This is a genomic window from Streptomyces antarcticus (assembly GCF_026627255.1).
Classification (GTDB): Bacteria; Actinomycetota; Actinomycetes; order Streptomycetales; family Streptomycetaceae; genus Streptomyces; species Streptomyces antarcticus.
In genome coordinates this window covers 186491-205856 of the sequence record NZ_JAPNLM010000006.1, presented here as the reverse complement: position 1 = coordinate 205856, position 19366 = coordinate 186491, and the positions used below count along the sequence as shown (strand labels likewise).

The 19366-nt window shown below is 73.4% G+C and carries 15 protein-coding genes; 9 read left to right on the top strand and 6 right to left on the bottom strand.

Annotated features, from left to right (window positions below; translation table 11 throughout):
- Positions 1-159 precede the first annotated feature (159 nt).
- The 7 genes from OTB16_RS12495 (at position 160) to OTB16_RS12465 (ending at position 9862) form a co-directional block, all read left to right on the top strand.
- Positions 160-1260 carry a Gfo/Idh/MocA family protein gene (locus OTB16_RS12495; RefSeq protein WP_267720187.1) on the top strand — a complete coding sequence of 367 codons (1101 nt, stop codon included), beginning with the start codon at positions 160-162 and terminating at the stop codon, positions 1258-1260.
- Between the two features lie 150 nt (positions 1261-1410).
- Complete coding sequence (locus OTB16_RS12490) at positions 1411-2445, top strand: NAD-dependent epimerase/dehydratase family protein (protein WP_267720186.1); 1035 nt, start codon at positions 1411-1413, stop codon at positions 2443-2445.
- Positions 2442-3617, top strand: a complete 1176-nt coding sequence (locus tag OTB16_RS12485; RefSeq protein WP_267720185.1) for a DegT/DnrJ/EryC1/StrS family aminotransferase — start codon at positions 2442-2444, stop codon at positions 3615-3617. The genes OTB16_RS12490 and OTB16_RS12485 overlap by 4 nt, the downstream gene beginning before the upstream one ends.
- Entirely contained in the window at positions 3614-4381 is a 768-nt protein-coding gene (locus OTB16_RS12480; protein ID WP_267720184.1) for a NeuD/PglB/VioB family sugar acetyltransferase, read from the top strand. The genes OTB16_RS12485 and OTB16_RS12480 overlap by 4 nt, the downstream gene beginning before the upstream one ends.
- Positions 4378-5493 (top strand): DegT/DnrJ/EryC1/StrS family aminotransferase, encoded by a 1116-nt coding sequence (locus OTB16_RS12475; RefSeq protein ID WP_267720183.1) that lies wholly within the window; start codon positions 4378-4380, stop codon positions 5491-5493. Before OTB16_RS12480 ends, OTB16_RS12475 begins: the two co-directional genes overlap by 4 nt.
- 26 nt (positions 5494-5519) lie before the next feature.
- A complete protein-coding gene (locus OTB16_RS12470; RefSeq protein ID WP_267720182.1) occupies positions 5520-8819 on the top strand; it encodes a DUF4082 domain-containing protein in 3300 nt (1099 codons plus the stop codon).
- Positions 8816-9862 carry a glycosyltransferase gene (locus tag OTB16_RS12465; RefSeq protein ID WP_267720181.1) on the top strand — a complete coding sequence of 349 codons (1047 nt, stop codon included), beginning with the start codon at positions 8816-8818 and terminating at the stop codon, positions 9860-9862. Before OTB16_RS12470 ends, OTB16_RS12465 begins: the two co-directional genes overlap by 4 nt.
- A 59-nt stretch (positions 9863-9921) precedes the next feature.
- Here the strand turns inward: OTB16_RS12465 and OTB16_RS12460 are convergent, their stop codons facing one another.
- Positions 9922-10620, bottom strand: a complete 699-nt coding sequence (locus OTB16_RS12460; protein WP_267720180.1) for a hypothetical protein — start codon at positions 10618-10620, stop codon at positions 9922-9924.
- 65 nt (positions 10621-10685) lie between these two features.
- Between OTB16_RS12460 and OTB16_RS12455 the strand changes: the two genes are divergently transcribed.
- Entirely contained in the window at positions 10686-12779 is a 2094-nt protein-coding gene (locus OTB16_RS12455) for an O-antigen ligase family protein (RefSeq protein WP_267720179.1), read from the top strand.
- Entirely contained in the window at positions 12692-13696 is a 1005-nt protein-coding gene (locus OTB16_RS12450; protein ID WP_267720178.1) for a glycosyltransferase, read from the top strand. Before OTB16_RS12455 ends, OTB16_RS12450 begins: the two co-directional genes overlap by 88 nt.
- A 30-nt stretch (positions 13697-13726) precedes the next feature.
- On the opposite strand, the gene OTB16_RS12445 is transcribed toward OTB16_RS12450, so the two are convergent.
- The 5 genes from OTB16_RS12445 to wecB all read right to left on the bottom strand — a co-directional run bounded on the left by OTB16_RS12445 (position 13727) and on the right by wecB (position 19362).
- Positions 13727-14533 (bottom strand): glycosyltransferase family 2 protein, encoded by an 807-nt coding sequence (locus OTB16_RS12445; protein ID WP_267720177.1) that lies wholly within the window; start codon positions 14531-14533, stop codon positions 13727-13729.
- A gap of 80 nt (positions 14534-14613) precedes the next feature.
- The gene (locus OTB16_RS12440) at positions 14614-15741 is read right to left on the bottom strand and encodes a hypothetical protein (protein WP_267720176.1); all 1128 of its coding nucleotides are present in this window, start codon (positions 15739-15741) and stop codon (positions 14614-14616) included.
- A gap of 6 nt (positions 15742-15747) precedes the next feature.
- Positions 15748-17403, bottom strand: a complete 1656-nt coding sequence (locus OTB16_RS12435) for an oligosaccharide flippase family protein (protein WP_267720175.1) — start codon at positions 17401-17403, stop codon at positions 15748-15750.
- The gene (locus OTB16_RS12430) at positions 17400-18140 is read right to left on the bottom strand and encodes a YveK family protein (protein ID WP_267720174.1); all 741 of its coding nucleotides are present in this window, start codon (positions 18138-18140) and stop codon (positions 17400-17402) included. The genes OTB16_RS12435 and OTB16_RS12430 overlap by 4 nt, the downstream gene beginning before the upstream one ends.
- Positions 18141-18222: 82 nt before the next feature.
- A complete protein-coding gene (gene wecB / locus OTB16_RS12425) occupies positions 18223-19362 on the bottom strand; it encodes a non-hydrolyzing UDP-N-acetylglucosamine 2-epimerase (RefSeq protein WP_267720173.1) in 1140 nt (379 codons plus the stop codon).
- Positions 19363-19366 lie beyond the last annotated feature (4 nt).

Sequence of the window (19366 nt, the reverse complement as noted above, 5' to 3'; positions counted from 1 at the left end):
ACACAGGGCATCGGTTGTGGGGGGCCATCACCGTTGAACGGGCACGCACGGTCGCGCACGCGTCCGGCCTGCCGTCGACGGCACCTCCTTCCTTCGCACGCGTCCCGGCCATGAGTGGGCGACACGCCGGTCGGCGTGCGCGGAGGGAAGGGGAACGCTGTGAAGGACACCGCCAAGGACGCGGGGCAGGACGCCGGCGCCGCCGGCCGGGAGCCCGCCGGGCCGTTAGGCGTCGCCGTGGTCGGCGCCGGGTACTGGGGGCCCAACCTCGTCCGCAACTTCCAGTCGAGTCCGGAGTTCCGGCTCCGCTGGCTCTGCGACCTCGACGAGGACCGGGCCCGGAAGGTGCTCGGCGGGTACTCCACCGTGCAGGCGACCTCGGACTACGCGGCGGTCCTCGCCGACCCGGCCGTCGACGCCGTCGCCGTGGCCACCCCGGCCGGCACCCACCTGGACGTGGCACTGGCAGCCCTGCGCGCCGGCAAGCACGTCCTCGTGGAGAAGCCCCTCGCCGCCACGTACGAGGACGGGCTGCGGCTGGTGAACGAGGCCGAGGAACGCGGCCTCACCCTGATGTGCGACCACACGTACTGCTACACCCCCGCGGTGGGGCGGATCCGCGAGATGGTCCGCTCCGGCGAACTCGGCGACATCCAGTTCTTCGACTCGGTCCGGATCAACCTGGGGCTGGTCCAGAAGGACGTCGACGTCCTGTGGGACCTGGCCCCCCACGACCTCTCGGTCCTCGACTTCATCCTCCCGGACCACGTCCGGCCGGTCGCGGTCGCCGCGCACGGAGCCGATCCCATCGGGGCCGGACAGTCCTGCGTGGCCTATCTGACGCTCCAGCTCAACAATGGGGCCATCGCCCACGTGCACGTCAACTGGCTGTCCCCGACGAAGGTGCGCACCACCATGGTCGGCGGTTCCAAGCGCACCCTGGTGTGGGACGACCTCAACCCCACGCAGCGGGTGGCGGTGTTCGACCGGGGCGTGGATCTGACCGCCCCGCAGGAGATCGGGGCGGACGAGCGCCGCGACATGCTCGTCTCCTACCGGTCCGGCGACATGGTGGCGCCGGCCCTCGGCGAGAAGGAGGCCCTGCGCAGCATGGTCGAGGAGTTCTCCGGCGCGATCAGGAACGGCCGGCCGGCGCTGACCGACGGCCGGGCGGGCCTCCAGGTGCTGGACATCCTGGAAGCGGCCTCCCGGAGCCTGGAGTTCCGCGGCGCGGTCGTCGGACTGCGCACCGGACGCTGACCGTCCGTCCATCAGCACACCGGCCTTCACACCGACCTTGACACCGCCGCAGCCCCGGCCGTCACGCCGGCCTCGGCGGTGACCGTCGCGGCCACGGCGACGGCCGGGCACCACAGGGAACACCATGACCGACTCAGTAGGGGCAGGGCGTTGAGCAGCGTACGAGGCAAGAGGATTCTGGTCACCGGCGGAGCGGGCACCATCGGCTCGCACCTGGTGGACCTCCTGGTGGACAACGGGGCACGCGAGATCGTGGTGCTCGACAACTTCGTGCGGGGGCGGACCGCCAACCTGGCCCGCGCCCTGCCGAGCGGCGTGGTGGACGTCGTCGAGGGCGACATCCGCGACGTGGCCGCGGTGCGCAAGGCGACGGAGGGCGCCGACCTGGTGTTCCACCTCGCCGCGATCCGGATCACCCAGTGCGCCGAAGAGCCGCGGCTGGCGAACGAGGTCATGGTGGACGGCACGTTCAACGTGCTGGAGGCGGCCGCCGCGGCGGGCGTCGGCAAGGTGATCGCCTCGTCCTCGGCCTCGGTGTACGGCCTGGCCGAGACCTTCCCGACCGGCGAGCACCACCACCCGTACGGCAACGACACCTTCTACGGCGCGGCGAAGGCCTTCAATGAGGGGGTGCTGCGCAGCTTCCACTCGATGTACGGGCTGGACTACGTCGCGCTGCGCTACTTCAACGTGTACGGGCCGCGGATGGACATCCACGGGCTGTACACCGAGGTGCTCATCCGCTGGATGGAGCGGATCGCCGCGGGCGAGCCACCGCTGATCCTCGGCGACGGCACCCAGACCATGGACTTCGTACACGTCAGGGACATCGCGCGGGCCAACCTGCTGGCCGCGGAGTCGGACCTGACCGACGAGGTGTTCAACGTCGCGAGCGGGACCGAGACCAGCCTGCTCGACCTCGCGCTCGGCCTGCTGGAGGCGATGGACGCGGACGGTCTGGTGCCGGAGCACGGGCCCGCGCGCGCGGTGAACGGGGTGACCCGGCGGCTCGCCGACACCTCGCGGGCCACGGATCGCCTCGGCTTCACGGCGGAGATCGACCTGCGCGGCGGGCTGCGGGACCTGGTGGAGTGGTGGCGGGCCGAGCGTGCCGCCGACACGGCCGCCGACACCGCCGCCGGCACGGCCGCGGACTCCACCACCGCCGCCGGCGCGGACCGATGAGCGCCCCGGACGCGGCACCGGCCACCCCGGACGCCGCCCCGGCCCGTATCCCGGTGATGGTGCCGTGGCTGGGCGAGGAGGAGGCGAGGGCCGCCGCCGACGCGGTGCTCTCCGGCTGGGTCGCCCAGGGCCCCCGGGTCGCCGCCTTCGAGCGGGCCTTCGCGGAGCGGGTGGGCGCCGAGCACGGCATCGCGGTGAGTTCGTGCACCAGCGCCCTGCACCTGGCACTGATCGCCCTGGACCTCGGTCCGGGCGACGAGGTGGTCGTCCCGTCGCTGTCGTTCATCGCCACCGCCAACGCCGTCCGCTACGTGGGGGCCGAGCCGGTCTTCGCGGACGTCGAGGAGGCCACCGGCAACCTGACGCCCGCCACCGTCGACGCGGTTCGCACCCCCAGGACCCGGGCGGTGCTCGCCGTCCACCAGGGCGGTGTGCCCGCCGACGTGCACGCGCTGCGCGCGGCGTGCGCCGACTGGGGGGTTCCCCTGGTGGAGGACGCCGCCTGCGGCATCGGCGCGACCGTCGGCGGCAAGTCCGTCGGCCACGGCGCGCTGCTCGCGGCCTGGTCCTTCCACCCCCGCAAGGTGATCACCACCGGCGAGGGCGGCATGGTGACCACGGACGACGCCCGGTGGGCGGAGCGGCTGCGCAGGCTGCGCGAGCACGGCATGAACGTGTCCGCCGCGCAGCGGCACGCGAGCGGCAAGCCGATCGCCGAGAGCTACCTGGAAGTCGGCTACAACTACCGGATGACCGACATCCAGGCCGCGGTCGGCCTGGTCCAGCTCGGAAGGCTCGACGCGATCGTGGCCCGGCGGCGGGAGCTGGCCGCCCGGTACGCGGAGCTGCTGCGGGACGTACCGGGCCTGCGTCCGGTCCGGGACCCGGCGCACGGGGAGGGCAACTTCCAGTCGTACTGGGTGCTGCTGGCACAGGACTTCCCGGTCGGCCGGGACGAGCTGCTGGCCGTGCTGTCCGAGGCGGGGATCTCGGCCCGGCGCGGGATCATGGCCTCGCACCTGGAGCCGGCGTACTCCGGGCACGGCGCGGCGCCGCTGCCGGTGACCGAGCGGATCAGCCTCGGCTCGCTGATCCTGCCGCTGTTCCACACGATGACGCGGGCCCAGCAGGACCGGGTGGTGGCGGTGCTCCGCGAGCAGGCGGCCCGGTGAGCGGGCACCAGGTCACCGAGGACCTGCTGATCGTCGGCGCGGGCGGGTTCGCGCGGGAGACCGCGCAGGCCGTACGGGACGTGGCCGCCGCCGACCTGGCGTACGGGTCCGCCCCGCGCTGGCGGCTCCTCGGGCACCTCGACGACGATCCGGCGCTCGAGGGCGCGGAGGTGGACGGGGTGCCGGTGCTCGGCGGCTGCGACCGGGTGCACGAGCTGTGGTCGGCCCGGGTGGTGGTCTGCGTCGGCAGTCCGCGCGACTACGCGGTGCGGGCGCGCCTGGTGCGCCGGCTGGGGCTGCCCGTGAACCGGTACGCGACGGTGGTCCACCCCACGGCGGTCGTGTCGCGGTCCTCGATGCTCGGGGTGGGCTCGGTGCTGCTCGCGCACAGCGTGCTGACCGCCGGCGTACGGGTCGGGTCGCACGTGGCGGTGATGCCGCAGGTGGTCCTCACCCACGACGACGCGGTCGGGGACTTCGCCACGCTGGCCTCGGGGGTCCGCCTCGGCGGCGGGGTGCGGGTGGGGCGCGGGGCGTACGTGGGAGCGGGCGCGCTGGTCCGCGAGTACACGACGGTCGGCGCCTGGTCGCTGACCGGGATGGGAAGCACGGTCCTGGCCGACGTGCCGCCCGGCGAGGTGTGGGCCGGGAGCCCCGCCCGCCGGCTGCGCGGGGCGGGTGGTCCGGCGCTCGACGAGCTGCGGGCCGACGGGGAGGAGACCGGCCGGCGGCCGGAGACACGGATGGGGAGTCCAGTCACATGAACCAGATACCGCTCGTCGACCTGAAGGCGGCGCACGCCGAGGTCGCCGAGGACGTACGGGCCGGCTTCGACCGCGTGCTGGCCGGAACCGCCTTCATCGGGGGTGAGGAGGTCCGGGCGTTCGAGCGCGAGTACGCCGAGTTCGCCGGGGTCGGGCACTGCGTGGGTGTCGCCAACGGCACCGACGCCCTCGAACTGGCCCTGCGCGCCGTCGGCGTGGGCGTGGGCGACGAGGTGGTGCTGCCCGCGAACACCTTCATCGCGACGGCGGGCGCCGTCGCCCGCATCGGTGCCCGGCCGGTGCTGGCCGACTGCCTGCCCGACACCCTGCTGCTGGATCCCGCGGCCGCGCTCGACGCGGTCGGGCCGGCCACGCGCGCCGTGGTCCCCGTGCACCTGTACGGGCAGTGCGCCGACACCGCGGCACTCACGGCGGGGCTGCCGAAGCACGTCAGGGTCGTCGAGGACGCCGCGCAGAGCCAGGGCGCGACCCGCGACGGCCGCTCCGCCGGCAGCGGCACGATCGCGGCGACGAGCTTCTACCCGGGCAAGAACCTGGGCGCGTACGGCGACGCGGGCGCGGTGGTGACCGACGACGCGGAGGCTGCGAACCTGGTGCGGGCGCTGGCCAACCACGGCGGGGTCGCCAAGTACCGCCACGACGTACCCGGTTTCAACAGCCGGCTCGACGGCCTCCAGGCCGTGGTCCTGCGGGCGAAGCTGGCCCGCCTCGCCGACGGCAACGCGGCCCGCCGGGCCGCCGCCGCCCGGTACGACGCGCTGCTGGGCGGCTTGGCGGCCGCCGGGCGGGTGACCCTGCCGGTCACGGCGGACGGCAACGTCCACGTGTGGCACCTGTACGTCGTACGGGTCGGCGGCGCGGACCGCGACGCCGTCGTCGGCAAGCTCAACGCGGAGGGGATCGGCGCCGGCGTGCACTATCCGGCGCCCGTCCACCTCACCCCGGCCTTCCGGCACCTCGGCCACGTCCGGGGCGACTTCCCGCACGCCGAGCGGGCCGCGGACCGGATGCTCTCCCTGCCGCTCTTCCCGCAGATCACCGCCGCTCAACAGCAGCGGGTCGTGGACGCGCTCACCAACGCCCTGCGCTGACGCAACCAAAAGGTACAGAGGTACAGATGAACAGACGGACAAGGCTGCTCCGGTACGGCTTCTTCACCGTGGTCGCGACCCTGATGGCCACGGTCTTACCTCCGTCCGCGGTGGCCGGCGCGGCCGACCCCTGCGGTCCGGGCTCGAACGCGATCGTGTGCGAGAACTCCAAACCGGGCACGCCGATGTCCGACTGGTTCGCGCCCAGCGCCTACGGCGACATCAAGGGCTTCAGCGCCCAGATGAGCGTCCAGGCGGGCGAAACCGTTCAGTTCAAGGTCCAGTCGCCGACCGCGTACAAGGTCTCGGTCTACCGGCTGGGCCACTACGGGGGCGACGGGGCGCGCATGCTGTCGACCCCGGCGCAGGCGGCCCAGACGTACCCGGCGAACTTCGCGCCGGGCGGCAGCCCGCGCAGCTGCACCACCAAGCCGTCGACGGGCCTGGTCGACTGCGGCAACTGGCCGGTGACCGCGACGTGGAGCGTGCCGGCCGACGCCGTGTCCGGTCTGTACGTGGCCAACCTCGACCAGGCGGACGGCAACGGGGTGATGCCCTATCCGTTCGTGGTCCGCGACGACGCGAGCCACTCCGACATCCTGGTGCAGACCGCCGACCAGACCTGGCAGGCGTACAACAACTACGGCGGCCAGGACCTGTACGACGGCGGCGGGCCCGCCCCGGACGGGCGGGCGTACGAGGTCAGTTACAACCGGCCGATGGACATCGGCGGGGAGAACGGGATCTACGGGTCCGAGTTCCAGATGATCGCCTGGCTGGAGCGCAACGGCTACGACGTCAGCTACATGTCCGGCATCGACATGTCGACCCGCGGCGCGGCGCAGCTGGGCAACCACAAGGTGTTCATGTCCTCCGGGCACGACGAGTACTGGACGCAGGACCAGTTCACGAACGCGCTGAACGCGCGCCGTGCCGGGCAGCACCAGACGTACTTCGCCGGGAACGAGGTGTTCTGGAAGACCCGCCTGGCGCCGAGCATCGACGGCGCCAACGCCGCCAACCGGACGCTGGTCTGCTACAAGGAGACCAAGCTGTCCTTCCCCCAGCCGAACGGCATCCCCGACCCGAGCGGCATCTGGACGGGTACGTTCATGGACCCGGCCAGTGCCACCAACGGGCGGCCGTTCCAGCCGCAGAACCAGCTGACGGGCTCGCTGTTCAGCGTGAACGGCTACCGCAGTGACGCGATCACCGTGCCGGGCACCTTCGCGAAGATGCGGCTGTGGCGGGGCACGACCGTCGCGAACCTCACCCCCACCCAGACCGCCACGTTCCCGGCCGGCACGCTCGGCTACGAGTGGGACAGCGACGTGGAGGACGGGCACCGGCCGCCGGGCCAGATCCAGATGTCGTCGACCACGGTGGACATCAACGACGGCAAGCTCCTGCTGGACTACGGCAACACGTACGGCAACGGCACCGCGACGCACAGCCTGGTCGCCTTCCGCGACCCGGCCTCCCGCGCGCTGGTGTTCGGGTCGGGCACGGTGCAGTGGTCCTGGGGCCTGACGAACATGCCGACCGGCAATCCGGACGACGCGGTGGTCACCGCCGACAAGCGCATGCAGCAGGCCACGGTGAACGTGTTCGCCGACATGGGCGTCCAGCCCAAGTCCCTGCAGAGCGACCTGGTCGCCGCGACCGCCTCCACCGACACCACGGGCCCGGTCATCACGGTGACGAGCCCGGCGGCGAACGCCACCGTGCCCGCGCTGCGGCCCGTGACCGTCACCGGCACCGCCGGCGACAGCGGCGGCGGCGTGGTGGCCCGCGTGGAGGTCTCCACCGACGGCGGCACCACCTGGAAGGCCACCACGGGCATCGGGTCCTGGAGCTACAAGTGGACCCCGACCGTGCCCGGACCCGCGCAGATCAAGGTGCGCGCGGTGGACGACAGCGTCAACACGGGCACCACGACCACCGTGCCGCTGACCGTGGGGCCCCAACAGTGCCCCTGCACCGTCTGGCCGGCCGCGGCCGTACCCGGCACGGTCAACGCGGGTGACGGCAGCGCGGTCGAGCTCGGAGTGAAGATCCGCTCGTCGGCGCCCGGCTCGATCACCGGGGTCCGCTTCTACAAGTCCCCGGCCAACACCGGCACCCACACGGGCAGCCTGTGGAGCAGGTCCGGCCAGCGCCTGGCCACCGGCACCTTCACCAACGAGACGGCGTCCGGCTGGCAGCAGCTGAACTTCTCCTCGCCGGTCCCGGTCAAGGCGAACACCACCTACATCGCGTCCTACTTCGCCCCGAACGGCGGCTACTCCTTCGACACCACCTTCGCGGCCGGCGACGCGGGGCTGGCCCCGCTGACCGCGCTGCGCTCCGGTACCGACGGCGGCAACGGCGTCTACCGCTACAGCGGCACGGGCGGGTTCCCGTCCACGGCATCGGCGGGCAGCAACTACTGGGTGGACGCGGTCCTGGACACGGCCACCGCGAGCACCACCCCGCCGACGGTGACCTCGACCACGCCGCAGTCCTCGGCGACCGGCACCCCGATCACGACGGCCGTGAAGGCCACCTTCAGCGAGGGCATCGACGCGGACACGCTGGTATTCACCCTGAAGGACGCGGGCGGCGCCACCGTCCCGGGCACCAAGGTGCTCAGCGCCGCGAACAGCGCGACCTTCACCCCGTCCGGCGAACTGGGCCTGAACTCGACCTACACGGCGTCCGTCAAGGCCTCCGACTTGTGGGGCAACGCCATGGCGGCGCCGCTGACGTGGAACTTCACCACCAGCGCGAGTCCGCCCGCGGTGACCTGCCCGTGCACCCTGTGGGGGCCCACCGCCGCGCCGAGCACGGCCAACGTGGGCGACGACACCAACTCGGTGGAGCTGGGGACCCGCTTCCAGTCCGCGGTGAGCGGCTACGTCACCGGCGTCACCTTCTACAAGGGTCCCGGCAACACCGGCGTCCACACCGGCAGCCTGTGGTCCGCCACCGGCACCCTCCTGGCCACCGGCACGTTCGGCAGCGAGACCCTGTCGGGCTGGCAGCAGCTCCACTTCACCACACCGGTCCCGACCACCGCGGGCACCACGTACGTGGCCTCCTACCACGCCCCGAACGGCAGGTACTCGGTGGACGGCGGCTACTTCGGCGCCGCGCACCGCTCCTACCCGCTGGTGGCACCGGCCGACGGGAGCGGCGGCGCCAACGGCCTCTACAAGTACGGGGCGGCCACGGCCTTCCCGACGAACACCTTCGGCTCGGTGAACTACTGGGTCGGCCCGGTGTTCACCACCACGCCGCCCGCCGGGGTCCAGTCGGACGGCTCGACGGAGGTGTCCGGCCAGTGAGCACCGTCAGCGTGGTGATCCCCTGCTACAAGTACGGCCACTTCCTGGCCGACTGCGTCAGGAGCGTCCTGGACGAACAGGAGGGCGTCGACGTCCGGGTGCTGATCATCGACGACGCGTCCCCCGACGGCTCCGCGGACGTCGCCCGCGCCCTGGCGGCCGCGGACCCGCGGATCGAGGTACGGGTCCACGAACAGAACCGGGGCCACATCGCGACGTACAACGAAGGGCTGCTGGAGTGGGCCGACGGGGACTACGTCGCCCTGCTCTCGGCGGACGACCGGCTCGTCCCCGGGGCCCTGGTCCGGGCCGCGGCCCTGCTCGACGCGCATCCGGAGGCCGGCTTCTGCTACGGCAGGCCGCTGCGGTTCCAGCACGGCGGCCCGCTGCCCGCGGCCCGCACCCGGAGCACCGGTTCGGTGGTCTACCCCGGCAAGTGGTGGCTGGAGCGGCGCTTCCGGGAGGGCACCGGGTGCATCACCTCGCCCGAGGTGGTCGTCCGGACCAGCCTCCAGCGCAAGGTCGGCGGCTACGATCCGGACCTCCCGCACGCCGGGGACATCGAGATGTGGATGCGGCTCGCGGCCCACGCCGACGTCGGCTACGTCCGGGGCGCCGACCAGGCGTTCTACCGCGTCCACGGCGACAACATGTCCACCACGGACTTCGGCGGCCAGCTCGACGACCTGCGCCAGCGCCTCGTCGCCTTCGACTCGGTGCTCGTCAAGTGCGCCGGGCTGCTCCCGGAGGCCGGCCGGCTCTCGCTCGCGGCCCGCACCCGGCTCGCCCGGTACGCGCTGCGCCGCGCCTACCGCGCGTACGACCGGGGCCGCACGGGTGTGGTGCCGGTCGAGGAGCTGGAGTCGTTCGCCGCCGAGTGCCTGCCCGGCTACGCCTCGCTCGCCGAGTACCGGGCGCTGCGCCGGCGGCGGCGCGTCGGGGCGCGCGTCATGCCGTACCTCCAGCCGCTGGTGCTCTCGGCCGTCGCCGACCGGGGGCGCGAGTGGCTGTGGTGGAAGTCCTGGAAGCGCCGAGGGATCTGATGGACCACCAGCACCACCGATTCACCCGTCCCGTCCGGACGGTCGGGCGTCCCGCCGCTTCAGCGGGACGCCGCGGCGGCCGGGACCCGGTCCTCGGCCGGCCGGTCCGGGCCGGCGTCGGCGCCGCGGCGCCGGCCGCGGCGCGTCAGGAGCTGGTCGGTCCACAGGGCCGCCACCACGCCGGCGACCGCGGCGAGCAGCGCCGTCCCGGCGAGCCCGCGGCTCTTCGTTCCGTTCTGGGCGACGGCCGTGGGCGGTACGAGGACGGTGACGCTCATCCGCGCCGAGTCCGGTATCCCCTGCTGGGTCTGCGCGTCCGTGAGGTGCTTCGTGTACACCTCGATGATGGCGCGCACGGTCTCGTCCGCCGCCATGGGATCGGCCTGCTCGGCCTGGACCTGGAGCGAGGGGATCAGGTAGCGGGGCGTGACGCTGGTGCCGCTGTTGCGCGGGATCAGCCGGTACGTGCCGTCGACCCCGGCGGCGCTCAACTCGGCTGTTCCGGCAGCCGATTCCAGCTGCTGTACGGCCGCGTAGGAGACGGCGGCGAGCGGCGGCTGGAGGTTGGCGAGCTGGTTCGGCTGGCTCCCGGTCACCGGTGGTTTGAGGACGACGATCGCCGAGCTCAGGTACGTCGGGGAGGGGCGGAGCACCTGCTGCGCTCCGACGGCGGCCAGCGCCACCGCCAGGACCAGGACGTACCAGCGCCGACGCAGCGCACGGACCAACTCACCAGGCGACAAGGGGATTCCTTCCATCGCGGTCGATCCTCGCAGTCCGGGGGGCACATCGCCATCAAATCCCTTATACCGAAAGGGCGTTCATGACCATCGGCGAGATAGGTGCGGTCCTGCGCCGTCGCTGGTACGTGATGGTGCCCCTGACGGTCCTGAGCCTCCTCGCGGGCCTGCACCTGTACCGGTCGGTGCCGGTGGCCTACCAGTCGCAGAGTTCCGTGGCGCTGCTGGACTCCACCGCGGTGGCCGAACTGGCCCCCGCCTTCGGCAACCCCATCTCGAACGCGGGCGGTTCGCTGGTGGTGACGGCGGACGTGCTGATCAGGACGCTGTCGGGGACGGACGCGGCCCGCGCCCTCCAGGGCCTCGGCGTCACGGACCCGTACACGGTCGGGTTCGCCGCGAACACCTCGGGGCCGATGCTGACGCTCACCGTCACCGGGTTCGACCGGGCGAAGGTGCTGGAGGAGACGAGCACGCTCACGGCCTTCGCCGGGGAGCAGCTCAACGCCCTCCAGGCGGCCGCGGAGGTCCAGCCCGCGTACTTCGTGCAGACCGCCCCCGTGGTGCTGCCGCAGACCCCGGTCCCGCAGCTCAAGAGCCGCTACCAGCAGGTGCTGGGCGTGGTCATCCTGGGCACCACCGCCGGGTTCGTGCTGTCCTTCGTCACGGAGAGCCTGCTGGCCGCCCGGCGCCGCAGGCGCGGAACCGCCCCGGACGCGACCGGGGCCGCCCAGGCCGCGCGCGGGACCGCCCAGGCCTCGGCGCCGGCGCGGCGGCCCCGCAGACGGCCGCGGGGCCGGCCGCTGGACGCCACCGCGCTGCTGACCGGCTACCTGGCGCTGGCCTTCTTCATCCCCTCGAACCTGACCCTGCCGGGCATGGGCGGTGTGGGGACCCCGGCCAACGTGTTCGCGCTCCTGTGCCTGTTCTGGTACCTGGCGACCTGGATCACCGGGCGGATCCGGCCGGCACCGGGCACCCGGCTGCCCCGGGTCGTGATGTGCCTGCTGGCGGTCGCGGTGCTGTCCTCGTACCTGGCGAACGCGTCCCGGGGCAGCTCGCACAAGGAGGTCCTCGCGGCCGACCGCGGCCTGATCGGACTGCTGGTCTGGGTCTCGCTGGTGGTGCTGGTCTCCGCCGGGATCCAGTCCCGGGAGCGGCTGGACGTGCTGCTGCGCCGGGCCGTGGTGATGGGGGCGGTGGTCGCCGCCATCGGCTACTACGACTTCTTCACGGCGACGAACATCGCCGACCGCATCAGCATCCCCGGACTCCAGTCGAGCGTCGCCCAGATCACCACACTGGACCGCGGCTCCTTCACCCGGCCGCGCTCCACGACGGCGCAGCCCCTGGAGTTCGGCGGGATGCTCGCCCTGCTGCTGCCGTTCGCCGTGCAGCAGGCCTTCGATCCGGTACGCCGCCACCTGAGCGGCCGGCGCCGCTGGGCGCCGGTGGTCCTGATGGGCGGCGCCCTGCCGCTGACGGTGTCGCGGACATCCATCATCGGGGTGCTCATCGTGGTCCTGGTGATGGTGGTGCGCTGGAAGCCGGAGCGGCGGTGGGCCGCGATCGGACTGCTGCTGGGCTCGGTGGCCTGCTTCAAGGTCATCGTCCCCGGTCTGATCGGCACCATCACCACGTTGTTCGGGTCCTTCCTGTCGAACTCCGACAGCAGCACCCAGGCCCGTACCGTCAAGTACGGCGCGATCGTCCCGTACCTCGGCGAACGCCCTCTGTTCGGCCAGGGCTTCGGCACCTTCCTGCCCGAGCTGTACTTCTTCACCGACAACCAGTACATGCTGACGCTGGCCGAGATGGGCTTCCTGGGGCTGGTCGCGCTCCTGGCGCTCTTCCTCACCGGCATCCACCAGGGCGGCGCCATCCGCCGGCTGGCCCGCGGCGAGTCGGACCGTGAGCTGGGGCAGGCGTTCTTCGCCTCGGCCCTCGTCTCCCTGGTCAGCGCCGCCACCTTCGACGCCCTCAGCTTCCCGATGTTCGCCGGGATGTTCTTCCTGACGATCGCCGCCGGAGGCAGCTACCTCGGCTTCATCCGGCGCGCGGCGCCGAAGCCCCGAACCGTGGAGTCCCCATGCCCTCCCGCCAGCCCGGCTCCCCTCGTCCCCGGTCCCCGCACCCCGGGTCCTCAGGCCCCCTCCCGGGTCGCGGCGGCCCCGTAGCTGTCCTCGTCGTCACCTGGAACAGCGCCGAGGTGCTGCCGGAGTTCCTCGCGTCCCTGCCGGAGGGCATGGCCGGGGTGGACTGGCGCCTCGTCGTCGCCGACAACGACTCGGCCGACGGCACGGTGGAGCTGGTCCGCTCCCTGGCCCCGGACACGACGATCGTCCAGACCGGCCGGAACGCCGGCTACGCGGCCGGGGTGAACGCCGCCCTCGGGGCGGCCGCCGCGTGGGAGGGCGGCTTCGGGGCCGCCCTGGTGTGCAATCCCGACATCCGGATGCGGCAGGGCTGCGCCAAGCTGCTCGTGGACGCCCTCGACGTCCCGCTGGACGGCGGCGGCCGGGTCGGAATCAGCGTCCCGCTGCTGTACGAGGAGGGCGGCCGCGCACCCGTGTACTCGCTGCGGCGCGAGTCGCGCGTCACGCGGGCGCTCGGCGAGGCGGTGCTGGGCAACCGCCGGGCCGGGCGCTTCCCGCTCTGGAGCGAGCTGGTCACCGACCCGTCCGCGTACGAGCGGGCGACGGTCGCGGACTGGGCGACGGGCGCGCTGATGGCGCTCTCCCGGGACTGCCTGGACGCCTGCGGGGTCTGGGACGAGTCCTTCTTCCTCTACTCGGAGGAGACCGAGTTCTGCCTGCGGGCCGGCGACCGCGGCTTCGCCACCCGGCTGGAGCCCGCGGCCTCCGCGACCCACCTCGGCGGGGACTCCCAGGTCTCGCCGCGCCTGTGGACCCTGCTGACCCTGAACCGCGTACGGCTGTACGGGCGCAGGCACGGGGCCGTGGCGACCGCCGCGTTCCGCGCGGCCGTACTGCTGCGGGAGACCTCGCGGGCGCTGCTCGGCCGGCCCGCGAGCCTGGCGGCCGCCCGGGCACTGGCCGGCCGGTCCGCGCTGCGGGCCACCCCCGGGCCCTGACGGGCGGGGCGGCCGGCCGCCGGGGACGGGTCACCCGGCGGGCGGCGGGCCGTCCCAGGCCGTGTAGAAGCTCTCCGGGTTGACGAGGTAGCGCACGGTGGGGCGGGGCAGGTGGCGCACCTCGTACCGGCGGCTGTAGCGGCGGATCAGCTCCCAGTCCTCGCGGGGCAGCACCTCGGGGGTGCGCCGCAGCCGGCTGAAGTACAGGGACCGGTTGCGGCGCGCCACGAAGGCATTGGTGTCGAGGAAGGCCTCGTGGGCGGCCCGGCGACGGTCGAACGGCACGGACAGGACATCCCGTTCGGAGCCGTCGGGCAGCACCCTGCGCAGCGCGGTGTACACGGCGTCGGGGCCGCCGGACGGTTCCAGGACGGCGAGCGCCTGTTCAAGGTGGTCGGGCTCCCACAGGTTGTCGTCGTCCAGGAACGCCACGTACCGCGATCCGGTCAGCCGGATCCCCACGTTGCGCACGACTCCGGCCGTGGCCGTGTTGCGGGCCAGGGACACCGCGAACAGCCTTGGATCGTCCGGGAGTCCGGCCAGTCCGGCGCCGTCGTCGACGACGATGACCACCTGGTCGGCCACCGTCTGGGCGAGCGCCGAGCGGACGGCCGCGCGCAGGGCCTCGGGGCGCCGGTGCGTGGCGATCACGGTGGCGACCAAGGCGGTCGGGGGCCGGCCCAGGGAGGCGGCGAGCCGGGTGGTCTCGGCGTCCTCGAAGCGGCGCAGCCGCAGGGCGGAGGGCGCGAGCAGGACCTTGTTCCGGGCCTCGAAGAGCACCAGCCAGCCGAAGGCCCGCTTGAGCGGTTCCCAGGCGGCGCGGGCGATGCGGCGCATCGTGACCTCTCGGTTCGGGGGCGGGCCGGGGCGGGTCGGGCCGGGGACCCGGGGGCGGGCTGGGATGCCCGGGGGCGGGCTCAGGGGGCGGGCTCGGGGACGACGGGTCTGCCGTCGGACATGCGGTTGCCCCGCCACAGGTTCCCGGCGCCGCCCGCGTTCCAGGCGGTCACCGCCCCGTACGCGCCGGCGGCCGGGTGGTACTGGGTGGAGAAGACGTTGTCCGTGACCTGGATGCCGGTCGCGCCGGGGCCGCCGCCGTAGAGGGCGTACGCTCCCCCGGCCAGCCAGTTGCGGTCGACGACGACGGAGGAGACGACCCCGGTGTCGGCGAACAGGCCGACGGCCGCGGTGGCGCCCCGGTCGACGGGGACGGGGTTCAGCAGGGTGTTGTGGCGGACGGTCAGCCGGCCCTTGTTGCCGCCGCCGCTGATCACGGCGTCGGTGTGCTGCCACTCGCCGCCCAGGTTGCGGAACGCGACGATGTCGTGGACGTAGTTGTCGTGCAGGTCGCCCTGCCCCATGGACAGGGCGTTGCCGAACACGGAGATGTCGCACCAGCCGACCTCGACGGAGCTGACGCCCATGTTCGAGACCGCGTAGTTCACCCCTCCGTTGTCGGGGCCCTTGCCCGGTACCGCGGTGATGGTGGTGTGCAGCACCTTCAGTCCGCTGAAGCCGGGGCGCAGGTTGATCCCCCACCAGTTGGCGGAGGTGATCCGGCTGTCGATGACGGTGACGTCGTTCGCGTAGACGTCGAGCGAACCGCGGATGTCCCAGCCCCTGATGACCGTGCCGTCGGTCTTGACGGACATGTTGCCCGTGTCGTGCCGCTCCAGCGGGATACGGGGTCCGGTGGTCCGCGCGTCGGGGAATCCGCAGGCGCCGGGCGAGGAGCAGGCGGTGGTCGCGGGGGGTGTTCCCCCCGGCCCCTTCGAGGGCGTGGCGGAGGGGGCGCCGGGCGTGGGTGCCGGGCTCGCCGTGCCGGAAGCGGAGGGGCTCGCGGACGCGTCGGCGGAGGGGCTCGCGGGGGGCCGGGGCGTTCCGGCGGTTCCTCCGGGGCAGTCCAGGGCGCTGTCCGGGCACGGCACGGCCGCGGGTTCCCCGGAACCGGTGTGGTCGGCGCGGAACAGGGCCAGGCCCGCGGCCAGCAGCACCGCGGCGAGCAGCCACGCCCCCAGCACCGTACGGCGGTGTCTCACGGCCACGGCCGCCTACCCGCGCGCCGCGGCGGCGGCGCCGGCGGCATCCGACCCGGCGGCTCCGGAATCCGGGGTGCCCGGCGGCGGTGCGCCCGGCTCCGGGGTGCCCGGCTCCGGGGTGCCCGGCTCCGGGGTGCCCGACGCCGGGCCCCGGCCGCGCAGGAAGGCGTGGCTGGGCAGCACGCACAGGGCGTAGCAGAGGGTTCCGGCGGCCCCGGTCGCGAGGAGCGCGAGCACGCCGTCACCGAGGTACCGCTCCAGGCCGAGGACCACCGCGGCCATCACCGCGCCGCCGAGGAAGGGCCAGGCGCAGGCCCGCGCGACGGTGCCCACGCCGATGCCGCCGCGGTGGAGCGCGACCAGGAACACGGGCACCACCACGGCGCCGGCGACCAGGACGTGGCCCTGGGCCACCCCCACGATCCCGGCGGCCCCGGCGCCGACCACCAGGGCGGGGATCAGGAGCAGGAGCCACAACCCCTGGACGGCGATGAGGGAGCGGCGCCGCCCGATGGCCACCAGGCAGTCGTAGGCGAGTTCGCAGACGATGCGGACCAGGCCGAGCCCCATCAGCCAGGGCAGCGCCGCGGCGGCGGGCAGCCAGCGCGCCCCGTAGACGAGTTCGACGATCGGCGCGGCGAGCGCGGCGAGCAGCACGCAGAGCGGGACGGTGCCCGTCACCACCACCCCGAGGGCCCGGCCGAACCCGGCGGCCAGCGCCCCCGGTGTATCGGCGAGCCGGGAGAATCCCGCGAACGAGACCCGGCGGGCCGCCTCAGAGATGATCCGCACGGGCCAGCCGGAGATGTTGAACGCGAGGACGTAGAAGCCCAGGGCCAGTTGGTCCAGGGTGGAGCCCACCACCATGGTGTCCACGTTGACGACGCCGAGCGCGAGCATGCTGGCCCCGGCGAGCGGGAGCCCGAACCGGAGCAGCGCCCGCGCCTGTTCCCGGTCCCAGCCGAACTTCAGGGTGCCCGGGGCCGCCAGGCAGCAGCCGGCGAGCGCGGCCACGTTCCCGGCCACGGAACCCCAGGCGAAGCTCATGGCGCCCCAGCCCTGCACCGCGAGCAGCAGGGTCACCGCGGTGCTGAGGACGAAGTTGAGACCGTCGATGGCCATCCGCCGGCCCTGGGCGAACTCCCGGGTGAGGAAGCCCGCGGGGACCTGGGAGAGCCCGTCGAGGACGACGCACACGCACATCACGCGCAGTACGCCGGAGGCCTCCGGCGAGCCGAGGACCCGGGCCACGGCGGGCGCGGCCGCGAACAGGGCCGCGTACAGCAGGCAGCTGGAGACGGCGCTGAGGGTGAGGACGGTGGGGGCGAAGCGGCGGGGATCGCCCTCCCAGCGCACGATGGCGAGGGACACGCCGAGCTCGTTGGCGGAGAGCAGGACCAGCAGCACGGTCTGGGCGATCCCGTAGACGCCCCACGCCTCGGGCCCGAGGAAGAACCGGGCGAGGATGATGCCGGTGACGAAGTTGCCGAGGCGCATGACGACGGTGTTGACCAGGCTCCACCGTGCGGCCGTGCCGACCGTCCGCCCCAGTGGGGGGGCCTTCGGGGCGCCGGCCTCCGTACCGGTGCCGGTGCCGGTGTCGGTGTCGGCTCCGGCTCCGGCACCGGTTCGGGTATCGGCTTCCTTGCCGGTTCCCGGGCCGGTCACGGCGACCCGGCGGCATCGGCCGTCACGGGTGCGGCCGCGCCGGACGGTACGGGCCGGGCCGCCTTGGCCGGTACGGGCGCGGCCCCCTCGGGCGCGGCCCCCTCGGGCGCGGTGGGCCTGTGCCGGCCGGGCCCTGTCGTCCCGCGCCGCCGGGCCTCGACGAAGAAGGTGGCCACCAGGCTCAGGACGAAGCCCAGCGCCCCCGCCATGATCAGGTACTGGAGCCGGGTCTTGGTCTGCGGCTCCGCTTTCTGCGGCGGCACGATCGTCGTCATGCGGATCATGGCCTCGGGGGTCACCGACTGCTGGGTCTGGAACTCCTGCAGCCGCTTCTCGGCGTAGGCGGTGAACAGCTCGTCCGACTTCAGGACGGCGGCCGGATCGGTTCCGGTGACGCTCAGCCACAGGAACGGCCCCTGCGCGTTGTCGGCGATCTTCGCCTCGTGCAGTCCGGTGACGCCGAGCGCCTTGAGGTCGGCGGCGGCGTCGTCGGAGTTCAGGTTGCGGGCCAGGCCGTCGGCCATGCCGGTGAGCGACGCCTGGGTGCTGAGGAAGGGGTTGCCGTCGAAGGCCACCGTGGCCTTCTTCGAGTTCAGCAGGGTCACCGTGCTCTGTGACACGTACTCCACCGGGACCAGCAGGTACACGCCGGCGGTCAGCGCCGCCGAGAGCAGCAGTCCGGGCAGCAGGACGTACCAGCGCCTGCGCATGACCCGCCAGATCTCCGCGAGATCCATGGTCTTCCCCCTCGCGGCCGCGTCGTCGTCCCCGACGCGCGGCCGCTCTTTCATCGCGGTGGTGACACGGCTGTCGCCGTGGTTACGGTCGGTGCTCCCCGGGGCCCGCGGCGGGCGGGACGAGGTCGGTGGGCCGGAGCCGGGTGTGCGCGGGCGGCCCGTCCAGCAGGACCCGCGCGATGCGGTCGCTCGCGCGGCCGTCCCAGAGCTCGGGGCAGCGGGGTGCGGGCGGGTCGTCCAGTACCCGGTTCGCGGTGGCGGTGATGCGCTCCGGGTCCGTGCCCGCGAGCACGTTGGTCCCCTCGGAGACGGTGATGGGGCGTTCGGTGTTCTCCCGCAGGGTCACACAGGGCACGCCCAGGGCGGTGGTCTCCTCCTGGATGCCCCCGGAGTCGGTGAGCACGAGGCGGGCCGAGTCCTGAAGGGCGATGAAGTCGAGGTATCCGGCGGGCGGTACGAGCCGGATGCCGCCGGGCACGCCCAGTTCGGCCAGCCGTTCGGCGGCCCGCGGGTGTACGGGCAGCAGCAGGGGGCAGCGTCCGGCGATCTCACCGAGGGCCTTGAGCAGGCCGCGCAGGGCCTGCGGATCGTCCACGTTGGCGGGCCGGTGCAGGGTGACCAGTCCGTATCCGCCCCGGGTCAGCCCGTACCGGTCCAGTACGTCCGACTCCCTGGCCCGGTCCAGATTGGCGAGCAGGGTGTCGATCATGACGTTGCCCACGACGTGGATCTGGTCCTCGCGGTAGCCCTCCGCCCGCAGGTTCGCGGCCGCGTCGGGCGAGGGGGCGAGCAGGCAGTCGCTGACCCGGTCGGTGGCGACCCGGTTGACCTCCTCCGGCATGCTCCAGTCGCGGCTGCGCAGCCCGGCCTCGACGTGGGCGAGCAGGGGGCCCGCCTTCGCGGTCACCAGGGCGCAGGCGAGGGTGGAGTTGATGTCGCCGACGACCACGACCGCGTCCGGTGCCAGCTCGTCGAGCAGCGGCTCGAAGGCCGCCATCACCCGCCCGGTCTGCTGGGCGTGGCTTCCGGACCCGGCGCCCAGGTACCGGTCGGGGGTGCGGATGCCGAGGTCGCGGAAGAAGACGTCGTTCATGGACTCGTCGTAGTGCTGGCCGGTGTGGACGAGGACCACTTCGGCGCCGCGGCGCTCCAGTGCGTCCATCACCGGTTTGATCTTCATGTAGTTGGGTCGCGCTCCGGCGACGCAGACGATCCTCGTCACGGCT